The organism is Mesorhizobium sp. AD1-1, from assembly GCF_020164655.1.
GTDB lineage: Bacteria > Pseudomonadota > Alphaproteobacteria > Rhizobiales > Rhizobiaceae > Mesorhizobium > Mesorhizobium ciceri.
On record NZ_JAIUGP010000007.1, the window covers coordinates 115,418 to 128,747 of the forward strand.

The window sequence follows — 13,330 nt, forward strand, 5'->3', positions numbered from 1 at the left end:
TCCTTGCGGCTTCAGGTCAGTCATGCAGCTCTTTGGAGATTGGCGCACCGACCACGAAGTCGGCGAAAGCCACCTCGAACCCCGCACGTTGGGGAGAGCAGCACATCATGCCGACATCCACCCGGTCAGAGGGTGGAAAATAGCCGAGCCTTACCGGTTGCCAGCTGTTGTCGCCGGTGTCCAGATACTGAACGCGAACCGCCTCGCGATGCCGGGTAAGGCGGATCCTGACGCCCGCCGGATCCGTCGGAATGGGAACCAGGGACCAGTCGGAAACATCGTTCGTGATAACCACGGAAAAGTACATCCGCCCGTCGGTAAACTCTACTCCGGCTTTCACCCAATGGGTTTCGCTGAGCCGCATCATCAGGCCCGCCTGGTCGTAGAGGGCTTCATAGTTGCCCTTGATCGTCACCTCGGCGGTAAAATCCCCGACGACGTTGCGATAGAAAAAATGGCCATTGTCACGCCAGAAACCGTAAAATGTCTCCCGCCAGAAGTCGGTTTCCTGACCTGTCACGACACGAAGGACGCCGCCGTCGCTTGCGTATTTCGGTGGCTCGTTGAGCCATTTCAACTGTTCTTCCGCCATCTCCGCCTTCCCGTTCCGTTGTGTCCGTGGTGTTGCGACATTCGAGCGCCTTGCGCCAAGGCTGCCTGTCGATCAATTGAACCAGGTGTCGGATAGACGGTAGCCTTCCGGAAACGGATCCTCGGGATCAACGCCGTAATGGCTCACACCCGTCAGCCAGGCGCGACCGGAGACCTGTGGAATGACGGCGGGCACGTCGCCTGCCCTGGCTTCGGCAATGATCTCGCAGTCGAAAACCGTATCGAGAATGGAGAGGTGCCTGAACTTCTCACCGACCGCGAGCTCACCACGCGCATGAAGAAGCGCCATGCGCGCCGACGTGCCTGTTCCGCATGGGCAGCGATCGAGCCGGCCGGGCGACACGACCACCGCGTTCTTGGATGTCTTGACGCCGCCGATGACCTCCACGGGGCCAGCAAACTCGGTTTGATTGATCGTATGGATGAGCGGATTCTCGGGATGAATGGAAGGCAGCTGGACGGCCGCGGCCGCCTTGATCCGCTCGCCGATTTCGACAAGCTTTCTGGCCTCGCCACGCTCAAGCGTCAGGTCCAGATCCGTAGAGTTCACGATACAGTAGATCATGCCGCCATAGGCGACATCGACCCGCAGCGAACCGAGCCCGGGAACGTCGATCATGCTGTCACGATGCATGACGAAGGAGGGGACGTTGCGAAAGGTGATGCTGCGGCACTTGCCCGCCCGGCACTCGGCGATCACGTCCACCAATCCTGCGGGCGTGTCGACCCGGGCGATCGTCTGGGGCTCCTTCATGGGAATCATGCCCGCCTCAAGCGCGACGGTCACAGTGCAGATCAGGTTCGAGCCCGACATCGGCACGAAGTAATCGGACTCCATGACGATCATGCCGATATCGGCATCGGGATGGAGCGGCGGCGTGATCAGGTTGACGGCGGCATTCACGCTGCCTCTCGGATCAAACAGAAGCATGTTCCTGAGCCATGAGCTGTCGCGCTCCAGGTTCTCCATTCTTTCGAACATCGTCGCCCCGCGCGGGGGGAGGACGCCGCCAGTGATGACCCGGCCGACCTCGCCTTCGGCGTGTGCGCCAACGACAGTTATAACGCGGTCCAACTGCATGCTCGACTCCAGTGGCTTCTATATCCAATATCCAATATTTATTGCGAGCAAGCAATAGCCATTGGCGGCTTCGCGCAAAGATTAGAAGTCAACGATCAGGTGTTTTCGAAATCCGGCCATGCCTGCAGGCCAGCCATCACGTCGTCGCGAGCGTTCTCGATGTGCTTCCTAAGAAGCTTCTGCGCCAAGGTCTGGTTGCCCTCGGCGAACGCGGCCGCCAACGCCTTATGATCTTCCAGGGCTTTGGTCTGTGCGGATCGGGCATCAATCTGAAGACGGAGATACCGATCAGCGGAATTGTAGAGTGACGACAAGAGAGCCAGAGACCGCGGCCGCCTTGCGGGACGGGACATCGCCTTGTGGAACGCCCAGTTCAGCTCGCTGAGCCTCGCCGGCGATTCCTTCGCCTTCACACCCTTGGTGTAGTCATCCAGGGCGTGCCGCACATGCTCGATGTCAATCTCGGTTGCTCGCTCGATCGCCTTCTTCAAGATGAATGGCTCAAGCGCAAGACGTGCTTCGAAGATGTCGATAGCGTCATCCACGGTCAGTGAAGCGACAACCGCTCCCTTATGGGTGTGGATGACGACGAGCCCTTCGGCTTCGAGCTGAAGAAGGGCTTCACGAATCGGGATACGGCTGACTCCGGCCTCCTCGGCGATCGCTTCCTGCTTGATCTGCTGACCGCCTTTGTAGAATCCGGATATGATCCTGTCGCGGATCAGGTCGACGACCGACGACGTGACGGTTCGACGCTTGATGGCGACCGAGGGGTTCATTTTGACCTACCAACGAATCGAGGCATATTGAATATAGGATATAGAATTGTGCGCTGGTTTGGTATCCTCGCGTACAGCGCGAATGGATGTCACGACGAGACGTGGGAAAGCGGCAGAACGGTCGCACTGTCTTTGCGCCACGAGACATGGACCTTGTCGCCCGTCGTTGGAAGGGCCGCACCAGGCATATTCTGGACCTGGACACGGAACTTTTGGCCGCCCAGGCTGACCAGATGGAAGAAAGAGCGACTGCCTGAAAAAATCACGTCGGCAATTTCGGCATCCACCGCATAGTCAAGCTGCGCATTGGATTGCCGGAAGGACATCGCTTCCGGCCGAACGGACATCACCGCGGCATCATTCCCGGACAGCGAGGCATCGATCGAAACAACGTCGAACGGCCCGTCCTGGGTCTCCAGCCTAAGCTGCCCTATGCCAGATGCAGTCAGTTTTCCCTCGAACAGATTTGTCTCGCCAAGAAATTTTGCCGCAAACAGAGATCTTGGGCGAAAATACATGTCCTGCGGCCTGTCGACCTGAACGATCTGGCCGTGGTCGATCAGCACGACCCGGTCGGAGAGGATCATCGCCTCATCCTGATCGTGCGTTACATAAACGAAGGTCGCTCCCGTCTCCAACTGAATCCGTTTCATCTCTCCCAGCATATGCTGGCGAATCTTCAGGTCGAGCGCCGCCAGGGGCTCGTCGAGCAACAGAACCCTGGGGCCGTTTACCAACGCCCGGGCCAGCGCGACCCGCTGGCACTGGCCACCGCTAAGTTCGCCGATGAAACGATGCGAGAGGCTCTCCATTTGCACGGTCCTGAGCATCGCCTGGACCCGTCTGCGGCGCTCGTCCTTCTCAACACCTTTGACCTTGAGGCCGTATGCGACATTGTCGAAGACGTCGAGATGAGGGAACAGGGCGTAGCGCTGAAAGACCATGTTCACTGGCCGCTTTTCCGGCGGCAGCGAAGCGACGTCCTTGCCGTCGATCTTCAGAGTCCCGGACGTGAGCGTCTCGAAGCCGGCGAGGATGCGCATCAAGGTGGTTTTGCCGCAGCCGCTCGGGCCGAGGAGCGTCACGATCTCCCCCTCGTTGATCGCGAGATTGATGTTGGTCAGGGCTTGAAAGAGGCCGAACTGCTTTTGACCGTTGGATAGCTCGATCAACGGTGCTTCTGGCGATGTTCCATTGTTCATTTGTAGCCTCAGGAGGACGCACGTTCTGACAGGGCGGATGCTCTTTTGAACCGCCCGACGACGAAGCCGATCGCCATGACGGCGATCGAGAACAAAAGGGCGAGTGTCGAGACCGAGTTGATCAATGGCGTGACCGTGCGGCGCATCATCGACCAGATGTACATCGGCAAGGTGGTTTCGGTGCCGGCAACAAATGACGTGACAACGAACTCGTCGAACGACAAGGCAAAGCTCAGGATCGCACAGGAGATCAAGGTCGGCGCGATCAGCGGCAGCGTTATCCTCCTGAATGTCACCATCTGCGAGGCGCCAAGATCGCGAGATGCCTCTTCCAGGGTTCGATCGAAAAGCGCAAGCCGGGCCCGCATCGCGATCATGAGCATCGGCAACGACAGAACGACGTGAGAAACGACGATCGTGACCGTCGAAAGCCGGACGCCCAGTTGCGCGGCCAAGACCAGCAATGAGACACCAAGGAAAAGCCCAGGCAGGGCGATTGGCGTGATGCACAGGATTTCGAGAACGCTTCGGCCAAGCCTCCCCAGCCGCAACCAGGCAAGGGACGCGGCCGTGCCGAGGACAAGGGTGACGATCGCCGTTGCCGTGGCAATCAGAAGACTTTTGACAAGCGCCTGGCCTAGCTGCGGATCCTCGAAGATCACCACATACCAGCGCAGGCTGTAACCGTTGATGGGAAAGGAAAACGACTGGTCGGCATTGAAGCTGAACAAGATGATCACGACGAGCGGAATCAGGAGATATGCTAGGGTCGCGTAGACGACGGCCTTCAGTAACATCACGCAACCTCCCTGGCGGGTTTCGTCTTGCGCCTGGCCGGAATGAGCCCTGTGAGGCGGCCCAGAGCGAGCACGAGCGCATAGATGACCAGCGAGACAAGAAACATGAGAAAGGCCTGGGCGGCGCCGAGCGGCCAATTGCCGGTCTTGCGGAACTGGTCCGCGATGAGCAGGCCCGTCGTTTGACCCGAGGACCCGCCGACCATCTGCGGCGTGACGTAATCACCCGCCACCAGGATGAAGGTCAGCATGAAAGCGCCGATAAGGCCCTGCGCGGCGTTGGGGGCAACAACCCGGAAGAAAGCCCCCAGGGCGGATGTGCCGAGATCCCGCGACGCCTCGATAAGCTCCGCTTTGATCTCGCTCATCGCCGAGACGACCATCAGGATCGCGAATGGCAGGTAGATGTGGGTCAGCGTGATCGCGACTGCGAATGGGCTGAACAGAAATGCCTGGACGGGCGTATCGACGATGCCGAGCTGGAGCAAAACCGCGTTGAGCAGGCCGTTAGTCCCAAGCAAGGTGCGCCAGGCGTAGATTCTGACGAGGTAGCTTGAGAACCAGGTGACGAGAATGAGATAGAAGATGACCTTCGATCTGGCGACATAGGTCAGGTAATATCCAACAGGGATGGATAGGCAGAGCGTTACGGATGCGGTGATGAGGCCTATTGCAACCGCGTTGTAAGTCACACGCAGAAAGAGCGGCGATCGTATCGCCGAGATGTAATTGGTCAGCACAAAATCTGGAACAATGCGGAAGCCGGAGGATATCCAGAAACTGTAGGAGAACAGCAATATGGCGGGCACCACGAAGAACAAAAGCATGTAGATTGCCGCCGGCGCGGCCAGGATACCTCCGGTTCTTTGTGATGGGGTCATCGCAATTCCTTTGACAAAGAAGCGCCGGAGCCGATCTCACCGACAGGCTCCGACGTCTGGCTCCAATGGACTACAAGCCTGCCTTGAATTCCTGCCAGGCCTGGACCCATTCCGCATAGGTCGCGTGCTCGCCATCATCGTCGACCGGCGGGATGCCCGGCAAGCCGGAGGCGAATATCTCGTCGATCTTCGAATAGTCGATCCTAGCGCGAGCGTCTGCGTCCAGAAGTTCGACAGCCTTCTTCGAGACCGGCGCCTGCACGACAGCCGTCGCAACTTTGGCCTGTATCTGGGGATCGAGGGACTGGTTGATAAAGGCGTGCGCGGTGTCGATGTTGTCGGCCGATATGGGAATGAACCAGGCGTCGACCCACAGAACCGGCCCCTCTTCCGGAATCGCCATTTCGAGCGGCACGCCCTGCGCGTGCACCTGCGTGATGATCGACGGATCCGCCATAAGAACCGCCACGACTTCCTTCGATGCTACAAAATTGGCGACATCGCCCTGATTGATTGAGATCAGGCGAGCCTGGTTCCGGTACAGAACGAAATTCTCGAACGCCTTGCCGAGCTCCTCGCGTGTGAGAAGCGGATATTTGTCTCCCAAGCCGACCAACCGGGCGATCAACGGCCAGTTGCCCGTCGCGTCGTCCATGATCGCGATCTTACCCTTCAGGCTCGGATCCAGCAAATCCTTGTAGGAAGTGGGCTTCTTCATCATGTCGGAATTATAGAGCAGGGTGTTGAAGCCCCACATATAGGGCGACCCCCAATGCTTGCCGTCCGAGAACCAAGTCGGCTTGTCGAAGAACACATCAAATAGATTGTCCGCGTTGTAATTCGGGACTTTCGACATATCGAGCGGCGAGACGATCTTCATGTCCTTGATGTAAAGCTTGCTATAGGCCTGATTGTATTCGGCAAGATCGATGGGGGGAGGATTGCCGGCGACAAATTTGGCCTGGACATCATCCTGTGAGGCGATCGAGGAGGTTTCCACGGTGATGCCGGTCGCCGACCGCCACTCCCGCAGCTCATTCGTCATATCGTAGCCTTCCCACGCCATGATCTGCAATGAGCCACCAACCGCCGCACGGGCGGGTGTCACGAACAGTCGACCCGTCGACACTGCAAGGCCGGCGCCTGCCAGGCTGAGCAGCGCGTTGCGACGGGTGAGCTGGATTGGTTCGGGCATAGACGAATTCGGTTCTTTCACCATGGTATTTCCCCTTTCGTGTTGGTTTACTCACTTTTTATAATGGATATTGGATATAATTGATTCACCGTCAAACCATTTGTGATGCGATCGTCCTTGTACCCTTTGTCGCGATTTGGCTTGGTTCCGGTCAGGCAGTTGATTTGCGGCTGATCGCCCCCGGTGGATTCAGCCCGAGCGCCTTTCGTCGGCGTAGTGAGCGATTTGCGGTGGCAGCGCCTGGCGACCTAGCACGCGATCGACCATCTTCTCGGCGACCATCATCGTCGGGCAGTGGAGATTGCCGTTGGGAATGCGCGGCATGACTGAAGCATCGATCACTCGAAGCCGTTCAACACCATGGACCCGGCCTTCGTCATCAACGACAGCCATGTCGTCATTGCCCATCCGGCAACTCGAACACGGATGGTACTGGGTTCCCATATTTTCCTTGAGCCAGGAGAAAACCTCTTCGTCCGATTTCTTGCGCAAGCCGGGGACAATGGCTTCGCCGCGGATGCTATCCCAACCCTTTTGTTGGATGATCTCGTCGGTATGACGAACGCCGTCGATCAGATTTCGCCGGTCTTGCTGCTGCTGGAGATAGTTCAGTACGATTGACGGATGAAGTCTCGGGTCAGCCGATTTTAGCGTCACTGCCCCCCGACTTTCCGGCCGCCCAAGGCAGACCTGATACTGGAACCCTTCCTCGATGTTGACCTTTCCATGCATCAGCTCGCCGAGCATCGGCAGGAACTCGTGCTGGATGTTGGCGTACTCGACGGCATCGCTGCTTTTGAAAAAGGAGCCGACCTCCCAGAGATTGGTTATGCCCAAGCCACTCCTGAAGAACAGCCATTGTGCACCGATGAACGCCATCTTGAGGAGGTTCATATCGACGGCTGGAGACACACCTTTGTGCGAAGCACGATACTTGATGGACACCGCGACATGGTCCTGCAAGCCTTTCCCTACCCCGGGAAGCTCAGCCACGCCCTTGATGCCATACGCGGCAAGTTCCGCCGCAGGACCTATGCCGGACAGGAGGAGCACATGCGGCGAGTTGAAGGCGCCACCGCACAAGATAACCTCGCGCTCGGCTTCGACCGACTGAATCACGCCGCCCTTCTCGAAGGTGACCCCGACAGCCGTCTTTCCGCTGAAATCGACCTTGTGAACCAGGGCATTCAAAACCAGTTCGACATTGCCGCGCTTGAGGGCGGGGCGAAGATAGGCCCGACCGCCACTGGCGCGGATGCCGTTGTCGATGTTGGCCTGATAGGCGTGTACGCCTTCCTGGCGATAGGCGTTGTAATCTTCGCTCAACGGGTGCCCAGCCTGTTGCCCGGCTTCCAGGAACGCCCGGAAGGGTTCGAGCTCGGCCTTCAGGGTCGTGATCCGGATTGGCCCCTGCCCGCCTCGGTATTCGTTGCTTCCCTTGTCGTACGATTCCAATTTCTTGAAGTATGGAAGGCAATGGGCATAGGACCAGTTGGACAAACCGTCTTCCGCCCAACGGTCGAAGTCGCGCGGATTTCCCCGGACATAGACCATGCCGTTCAGGGATCCAGAACCGCCAAGCATCTTGCCGCGGAGATGGGTGACCATGCGGCCATCGAGAGCCGCCTCGGGCCCTGTTTCGAATTCCCACGTTCGCTTCTTGTCGGTCAGCGGATAGGACATCGCGGCAGGCATGCGAACATAGATCGAATTGTCGTGCGGCCCCGCCTCAAGGACCAGAACGCTGACATTGCGGTCTTCGCCGAGCCGGGCGGCGACAATGGAACCCGCGGCGCCGGAACCCACGACAATGTAGTCATATTTTTTCGAACGCACCTGTCTCACTCCGGATTCAAAACTCGGCAATGAAGAAAGGCGGACAACCTAGTGCCCACAGTCCGCCGCTTCTTCCCAATATGACAATCTGGATTATGCCGCCTTCGGGAGCGAGTAGCTCTCGAGCTGCTTGATCGCGTCCTTGATGGTGCGCGTTACGAATTCCCGCTCGTCGCCGACGAGCGGCAGGCGAGGTCGACGCACCCACTCGGGCGCGCCATAGACCAAGCTCTCGGAGAGCTTGATGTACTGGACGAGCTTCACGTGAGTATCGAGGTGGAATGCTGGCGTGAGCAATCTGTAAAGCCGCAGCGCCTCTTCCTTGCGGCCCTGGTTGCAGAGGTTGAAAAGCGTGACGCATTCCTTGGGCCAGACATTCGTCATGCCCGACACCCAGCCGACCGAACCGAGGGCGACGCTCTCGACGATCTGATCGTCAACACCGCAGAAAATCTGATACCGATTGCCGAGCGCAATATACATATCGGTCACGCGGCGGACATCACCGGCCTCATCCTTTACGGCAACGATGGTCGGCGAGTCGGCCAGTTCCTTCAAAATCTGGGGTGTGACGTCGACGCCGTAAGCGATCGGATTGTTATAGATCATGATCGGCAGCCCGCTGGCCTTGGCGAGGCTCCTGTACCATTCGGTTGTCTCTCGCGCGTCGGACTTGTATCCGAGAGTAGGGAACGCCATCAAGCCATCCACGCCAAGCTTCTCGAATTCACGAGCCCGCGAATTGGCGTCGGACTGGGTGATCTCGGCCAATCCCGACAGCACTGGAACCCGCCCGGCGGCCGCTTCCTGCGCGCTGCGGATGACGAGTTCCTTCTCGGAAGGAGTGAGGCAGGCATTTTCGCCAAGCATCGGCAAAACGATCACCCCCGACACGCCATTTGTGATCAGCCTGTCAATGGCAGACTGATTAGCCTGCACATTGATCGAGCCATCCTGATTCAGCTTTGTGGTTACGGCGGGGAACACCCCTGTCCACTGATTCATATTTTTCCTCTTGCGTTCGATGGCGCACCTTACACCACCATTACATCCAATCTATAATATCCAATATTCAAAGTCCAGCCCCGCTTCTGGGTTCGCCAGGCTCGACGAATTCGCAGGTGCCCCCCCCGGGAATCCGTCATCCGTCCCTTTGTCGACACCTGTTCATCACCAACGGCGCGACCGCGCCGGCGACCGAGGTCGAACCGTCTCGGACGCCGTCGGCCGCCGCTTCATACATCAGGGCAATGCGTGTGGATCATCTCGGCCGGCGTGGTCGCCAATGAGCTCGCGAGCCGCGCCGTCGTCGCCTTACCGGTCGACACGGAGGAGCCAACGATGCGTACCGACACAGCCCCCTCGCCCGCTTCAGGATCCTGCTGCAAACCATTGCGGAGCGGCTTCGAGCAGCCGCATCGGGAATTCGAGCAAGCTACCCAAATCCCAGTCGCCTAGGTGTGTCGCGCCCCAAGGAGGAGGTGGACGGACAAGTGACTCGAGGCCTAAGCCGCTCGGGCAGACGCTCATGTCGCTTAAGAACCTTGATCCTCGCCGAGCGGCAATGAATCGCGAGTGAGCAAGGAATACATGGTTTTCAGGACGCGTCTCGTCGTAGCGATATCGCCTTCGGGCATATCGGTGAGCATCAACGTCTCCAGTTTCAGCGCCTCGGGTATCAATGCTTCCACCAGCGACACACCGGAAGACCTTAAGGAGATCACTATCTCTCGCTTGCTTCGAGTGGATCGAGCTTTGCGAATGAGTTTGCGATCGTGCATCGCTTCCGTCAGTCGGGAGAGCGTAGATCCTTCGATAGATGTCAGTCCCGAAAGATCGATGAGCTTTTGCTCACCGCGGTCATGCAGAACGACCAGGACCCGCCACATAGGGATCGTCAGATCATACGGCTGCAGCTTGAGCAGGAACCGTTCGTTGATTGCGAAGGCGACCCGGTTGGACAGGTAGGATAGCCGTTCGTCGAGCTCATAAGTACCCTGGCCCATGTGGCGTCCTTTGCTCCCTGCCATACACCTCGGCGCACTTGCCGCGTGATGACGGAACCTAATCCGGACGCCGCACGAAGGACAACAGCAATGGGCACTGACTGTCCTCCCGGAAATTCGCCTGCACCCAAATCTAACGGTGGATCTGACCCCGCTTTCCATAAGCGTCCGCTCCACAAGGCAGGGCGAACTACGAGCTATTCAGAGGCGCTCCTCACGAAGCAAACCGAGCTTTTGATGCACGGGCCGATCCGAAAAGGAAAATACCACGCTGTCTGCGTCCCCGCCCTCGAACCTGTACCTGATCCAGCCGGGGACCGCAAACACGTCGTTGGGTATCAGCTGCACTGGAGCTTGGCCCTCAATGATGATAGACGGTTCACCTTCCAAGACCACGAATGCGCAGCTGTCCGTAGAGCGATAGAAGGCCGACGAGAAGTTCTTCGGCAATAGCCGGATCGTCGTTCCGATCGTCGGAATTGCCCAATCCCCGGTCACCGGATTGATGTAACGCATGCAGATCCCGAAGTGCCTATCGATACCGGCGGAACCGCGCAGAACTTCCAAAGCTTCGCGCGTTCTTTCATACGGGTAGTTGAACACAGGCGACGTGGAAGACACCGGCGTCAGATCGACAGGCAGCAAACCGCTGCCGTACCGAGCCAGGGAGTCGCCCTCGGGACGCGTCAGCACTTGTGAGCTCTCGCGGTGTTCTTCCCGGAAGCCCGCTTTCAGGAAACTCACAAGCGGTACATCCAGACCGTCGAGCCAGATGACGGGCTCGTCACCGTCGTGACCGTGGTCGTGCCATGTCCAAAAGGGGGTCAGGATCAAATCCCCGCGCCGCATGGTCGTTCTTTCACCATCGACCGCGGTGAACCCCCCGGTGCCCTCGAGCATGAAGCGCAAGGCTGACTGTGTGTGCCGATGCGCCGGCGCCACCTCTTTTGGGAGTATTAGTTGCAAACCTGCGTACAGCGTGTCGGTGATCTGCGACTTTCCCTGCAGTCCCGGGTTTTCCAGCACCAGAACTCGACGCTCGGCCTCCTCGGCGGTGATCGTCTCTCCGGCTTTGATCAGCAGTGGACGTACAGTTTGCCACGCCCAGTGATAGGGCACTGAAGCCGGCTTTGGATCTGTGGGAACCAGCCCCTTCAGTCTCTCCCATAGGGGTGCCAGCTGGAGTTTGCTGAGGTCGGAGTAGTAGGCAGACCGGTCGGTCGCCGGTGCCAAATCAGGTTTATTGGTCATCTATGAGTCCTCGTTGCCGGGGCCTTCGGCGCGATTGACAGCCACCTCAAGCTAATATATTGCATATGCAATAATTGCAAATGCAATAATAATGACGTGTCTCCGCAGATGGGGTTGGTCTGGATGAAAATATGTAGATTCAACTCCAATCGGATTGGTGTTGTGGACAGGGATGAGGTCATCGATGTAACGGACGCTTACGATCGCAGCCCTCCCTGGCCCGTCCCTGCGGGTGACTGGATCGCAAACCAGCTGACGGACACAGCAAGACTGCGCGATGCGGTGTCGAAGAATTCCACGCGCCACGCGCTGCGCGACACAAGGCTGGACGCGCCGGTCGCAAACCCCGGGAAGATCATCGGGGCGCCGATTAATTACAAAGCCCACATCGAAGAGGCGAACGCAGACAGCCAGATCAATAACGGAACGACTTATACCAATCTTGACGAGTTCGGGCTGTTCCTCAAAGCGGGCAGTTCCCTGATCGGCCCCTCGGACAGATTCACGCCGAGATTCGCCGACCGGCGCACCGACCATGAAGTAGAGTTGGCCGTCGTTATCGGGAAGGAAGCGCGGGCCATCCGGAAGGAAGATGCCTTAAGCCATGTCCTCGGCTTCACCGTGGGATTGGATATGACCATCCGTGGCAAGGAATTCCCGACGTTTCGGAAGTCGCCTGACACTCACTGCGTGCTTGGCCCGTGGCTGGTGACGCCCGATGAAATTCCGTCTGCCGACGCACTCGACCTGCGACTGTCCGTCAACGGGATCGAGAGACAGAGGTCCAACACCAGGTTTCTAATCTACGGCGTTGCACGTCTGATCGAATACGCGTCGAGCTTCTACACCCTCCATCCTGGCGACGTGATCATGACGGGCACTCCCGAAGGGGTCGGGCCGGTGTTTCCCGGTGACAGGATCGACGCGCACATAACTTCGATAGGCGATCTTTCGATCGAAGTGGGGATGCCGCGCTGAAGCAAGCCGCTGTGAATCTTCAATAAAACCCTCATTGGCCTCCCTGCGAGGCGACAACCACCGGAGTAGATAATGGCAAAAGTTCTCGTTCTATATCACTCGGCCTATGGCCACATCGAAACCATGGCCAAAGCCGTTGCCGAAGGCGCTCGCGACGCTGGCGCGGAAGTGACGGTCAAGCGCGTTCCGGAACTGGTGCCGGACGAAGTGGCGCGGGCGTCCTTTTTCAAGATGGATCAGGAAGCCCCCATCGCGGATCCCAACGAACTGGATCAGTATGACGCCATCATCGTCGGCGCCGGCACTCGTTTCGGAACCGTGGCTTCGCAGATGCGCAATTTCTGGGACCAGACCGGCGGTCTTTGGGCATCGGGCAAGCTCTTGGGCAAGGTCGGGTCGGTCTTCACCGCAACTGCCACGCAGCATGGCGGCCAGGAGTCCACGCTGCTGGGCTTCATCCCTACTCTGCTTCACCACGGCATGGTGGTGGTGGGGCTACCTTACGCCTTCGAAGGACAGCTCGGTTTGGGTGAAATCCTTGGCGGCTCGCCCTACGGCGCATCGACGATCACTGGCACGGACGGCTCGCGTCAGCCCTCCGCGATCGAACTGGACGGCGCCCGCTACCAGGGAAGCCATGTCGCAAAGATTGCAGCCAGCTTAAACCATCAAGCGGGAGCGGCCATGAAGAGGGCAGTCTGAAGCAGATGCG

At 58.5% G+C, this 13,330-nt stretch carries 13 protein-coding genes; 2 read left to right on the top strand and 11 right to left on the bottom strand.

Annotated elements, in window-relative coordinates; all coding sequences use genetic code 11:
* Nucleotides 1-16: 16 nt before the first annotated feature.
* The 11 genes from LB519_RS15510 to gtdA all read right to left on the bottom strand — a co-directional run bounded on the left by LB519_RS15510 (nucleotide 17) and on the right by gtdA (nucleotide 11,640).
* Nucleotides 17-592, bottom strand: a complete 576-nt coding sequence (locus LB519_RS15510; RefSeq protein ID WP_224620478.1) for a DUF1349 domain-containing protein — start codon at nucleotides 590-592, stop codon at nucleotides 17-19.
* A 72-nt stretch (nucleotides 593-664) separates the two neighbouring features.
* Nucleotides 665-1,693, bottom strand: a complete 1,029-nt coding sequence (locus tag LB519_RS15515) for a proline racemase family protein (RefSeq protein WP_224620479.1) — start codon at nucleotides 1,691-1,693, stop codon at nucleotides 665-667.
* Nucleotides 1,694-1,788: 95 nt separating this feature from the next.
* Nucleotides 1,789-2,472 (bottom strand): GntR family transcriptional regulator, encoded by a 684-nt coding sequence (locus LB519_RS15520; protein ID WP_224620480.1) that lies wholly within the window; start codon nucleotides 2,470-2,472, stop codon nucleotides 1,789-1,791.
* Between the two features lie 89 nt (nucleotides 2,473-2,561).
* Nucleotides 2,562-3,674: an ABC transporter ATP-binding protein gene (locus tag LB519_RS15525; RefSeq protein ID WP_224620481.1), complete on the bottom strand. Its 1,113-nt coding sequence runs from the start codon at nucleotides 3,672-3,674 to the stop codon at nucleotides 2,562-2,564.
* Between the two features lie 8 nt (nucleotides 3,675-3,682).
* Entirely contained in the window at nucleotides 3,683-4,471 is a 789-nt protein-coding gene (locus LB519_RS15530; RefSeq protein ID WP_224620482.1) for an ABC transporter permease, read from the bottom strand.
* The gene (locus LB519_RS15535; RefSeq protein ID WP_224620483.1) at nucleotides 4,471-5,352 is read right to left on the bottom strand and encodes an ABC transporter permease; all 882 of its coding nucleotides are present in this window, start codon (nucleotides 5,350-5,352) and stop codon (nucleotides 4,471-4,473) included. Before LB519_RS15535 ends, LB519_RS15530 begins: the two co-directional genes overlap by 1 nt.
* A 70-nt stretch (nucleotides 5,353-5,422) precedes the next feature.
* The gene (locus LB519_RS15540; RefSeq protein WP_224620484.1) at nucleotides 5,423-6,547 is read right to left on the bottom strand and encodes a PotD/PotF family extracellular solute-binding protein; all 1,125 of its coding nucleotides are present in this window, start codon (nucleotides 6,545-6,547) and stop codon (nucleotides 5,423-5,425) included.
* A 189-nt stretch (nucleotides 6,548-6,736) separates the two neighbouring features.
* Nucleotides 6,737-8,383, bottom strand: coding sequence for a choline dehydrogenase (locus LB519_RS15545; RefSeq protein ID WP_224620485.1), 1,647 nt, complete (start codon nucleotides 8,381-8,383; stop codon nucleotides 6,737-6,739).
* A 93-nt stretch (nucleotides 8,384-8,476) separates the two neighbouring features.
* The gene (locus LB519_RS15550; protein ID WP_224620486.1) at nucleotides 8,477-9,388 is read right to left on the bottom strand and encodes a dihydrodipicolinate synthase family protein; all 912 of its coding nucleotides are present in this window, start codon (nucleotides 9,386-9,388) and stop codon (nucleotides 8,477-8,479) included.
* A gap of 530 nt (nucleotides 9,389-9,918) precedes the next feature.
* Entirely contained in the window at nucleotides 9,919-10,389 is a 471-nt protein-coding gene (locus LB519_RS15555; protein WP_224620487.1) for a MarR family winged helix-turn-helix transcriptional regulator, read from the bottom strand.
* 201 nt (nucleotides 10,390-10,590) lie between these two features.
* Nucleotides 10,591-11,640, bottom strand: coding sequence for a gentisate 1,2-dioxygenase (gene gtdA / locus LB519_RS15560; protein WP_224620488.1), 1,050 nt, complete (start codon nucleotides 11,638-11,640; stop codon nucleotides 10,591-10,593).
* Nucleotides 11,641-11,763: 123 nt separating this feature from the next.
* Between gtdA and LB519_RS15565 the strand changes: the two genes are divergently transcribed.
* Nucleotides 11,764-12,618, top strand: coding sequence for a fumarylacetoacetate hydrolase family protein (locus tag LB519_RS15565; RefSeq protein WP_224620612.1), 855 nt, complete (start codon nucleotides 11,764-11,766; stop codon nucleotides 12,616-12,618).
* Nucleotides 12,619-12,690: 72 nt separating this feature from the next.
* Entirely contained in the window at nucleotides 12,691-13,320 is a 630-nt protein-coding gene (wrbA, locus tag LB519_RS15570; protein WP_224620489.1) for an NAD(P)H:quinone oxidoreductase, read from the top strand.
* Nucleotides 13,321-13,330: the final 10 nt, after the last annotated feature.

Bases quoted from the DNA above. Each gene is read 5' to 3' on its own strand.
- LB519_RS15535 (WP_224620483.1), bottom strand. From the start codon at position 5,352: ATGACCCCATCACAAAGAACCGGAGGTATCCTGGCCGCGCCGGCGGCA.
- LB519_RS15550 (WP_224620486.1), bottom strand. From the start codon at position 9,388: ATGAATCAGTGGACAGGGGTGTTCCCCGCCGTAACCACAAAGCTGAAT.
- wrbA (WP_224620489.1), top strand. From the start codon at position 12,691: ATGGCAAAAGTTCTCGTTCTATATCACTCGGCCTATGGCCACATCGAA.
- LB519_RS15540 (WP_224620484.1), bottom strand. From the start codon at position 6,547: ATGCCCGAACCAATCCAGCTCACCCGTCGCAACGCGCTGCTCAGCCTG.
- LB519_RS15530 (WP_224620482.1), bottom strand. From the start codon at position 4,471: ATGTTACTGAAGGCCGTCGTCTACGCGACCCTAGCATATCTCCTGATT.
- LB519_RS15555 (WP_224620487.1), bottom strand. From the start codon at position 10,389: ATGGGCCAGGGTACTTATGAGCTCGACGAACGGCTATCCTACCTGTCC.
- LB519_RS15520 (WP_224620480.1), bottom strand. From the start codon at position 2,472: ATGAACCCCTCGGTCGCCATCAAGCGTCGAACCGTCACGTCGTCGGTC.
- LB519_RS15565 (WP_224620612.1), top strand. From the start codon at position 11,764: ATGAAAATATGTAGATTCAACTCCAATCGGATTGGTGTTGTGGACAGG.
- LB519_RS15515 (WP_224620479.1), bottom strand. From the start codon at position 1,693: ATGCAGTTGGACCGCGTTATAACTGTCGTTGGCGCACACGCCGAAGGC.
- gtdA (WP_224620488.1), bottom strand. From the start codon at position 11,640: ATGACCAATAAACCTGATTTGGCACCGGCGACCGACCGGTCTGCCTAC.
- LB519_RS15510 (WP_224620478.1), bottom strand. From the start codon at position 592: ATGGCGGAAGAACAGTTGAAATGGCTCAACGAGCCACCGAAATACGCA.
- LB519_RS15525 (WP_224620481.1), bottom strand. From the start codon at position 3,674: ATGAACAATGGAACATCGCCAGAAGCACCGTTGATCGAGCTATCCAAC.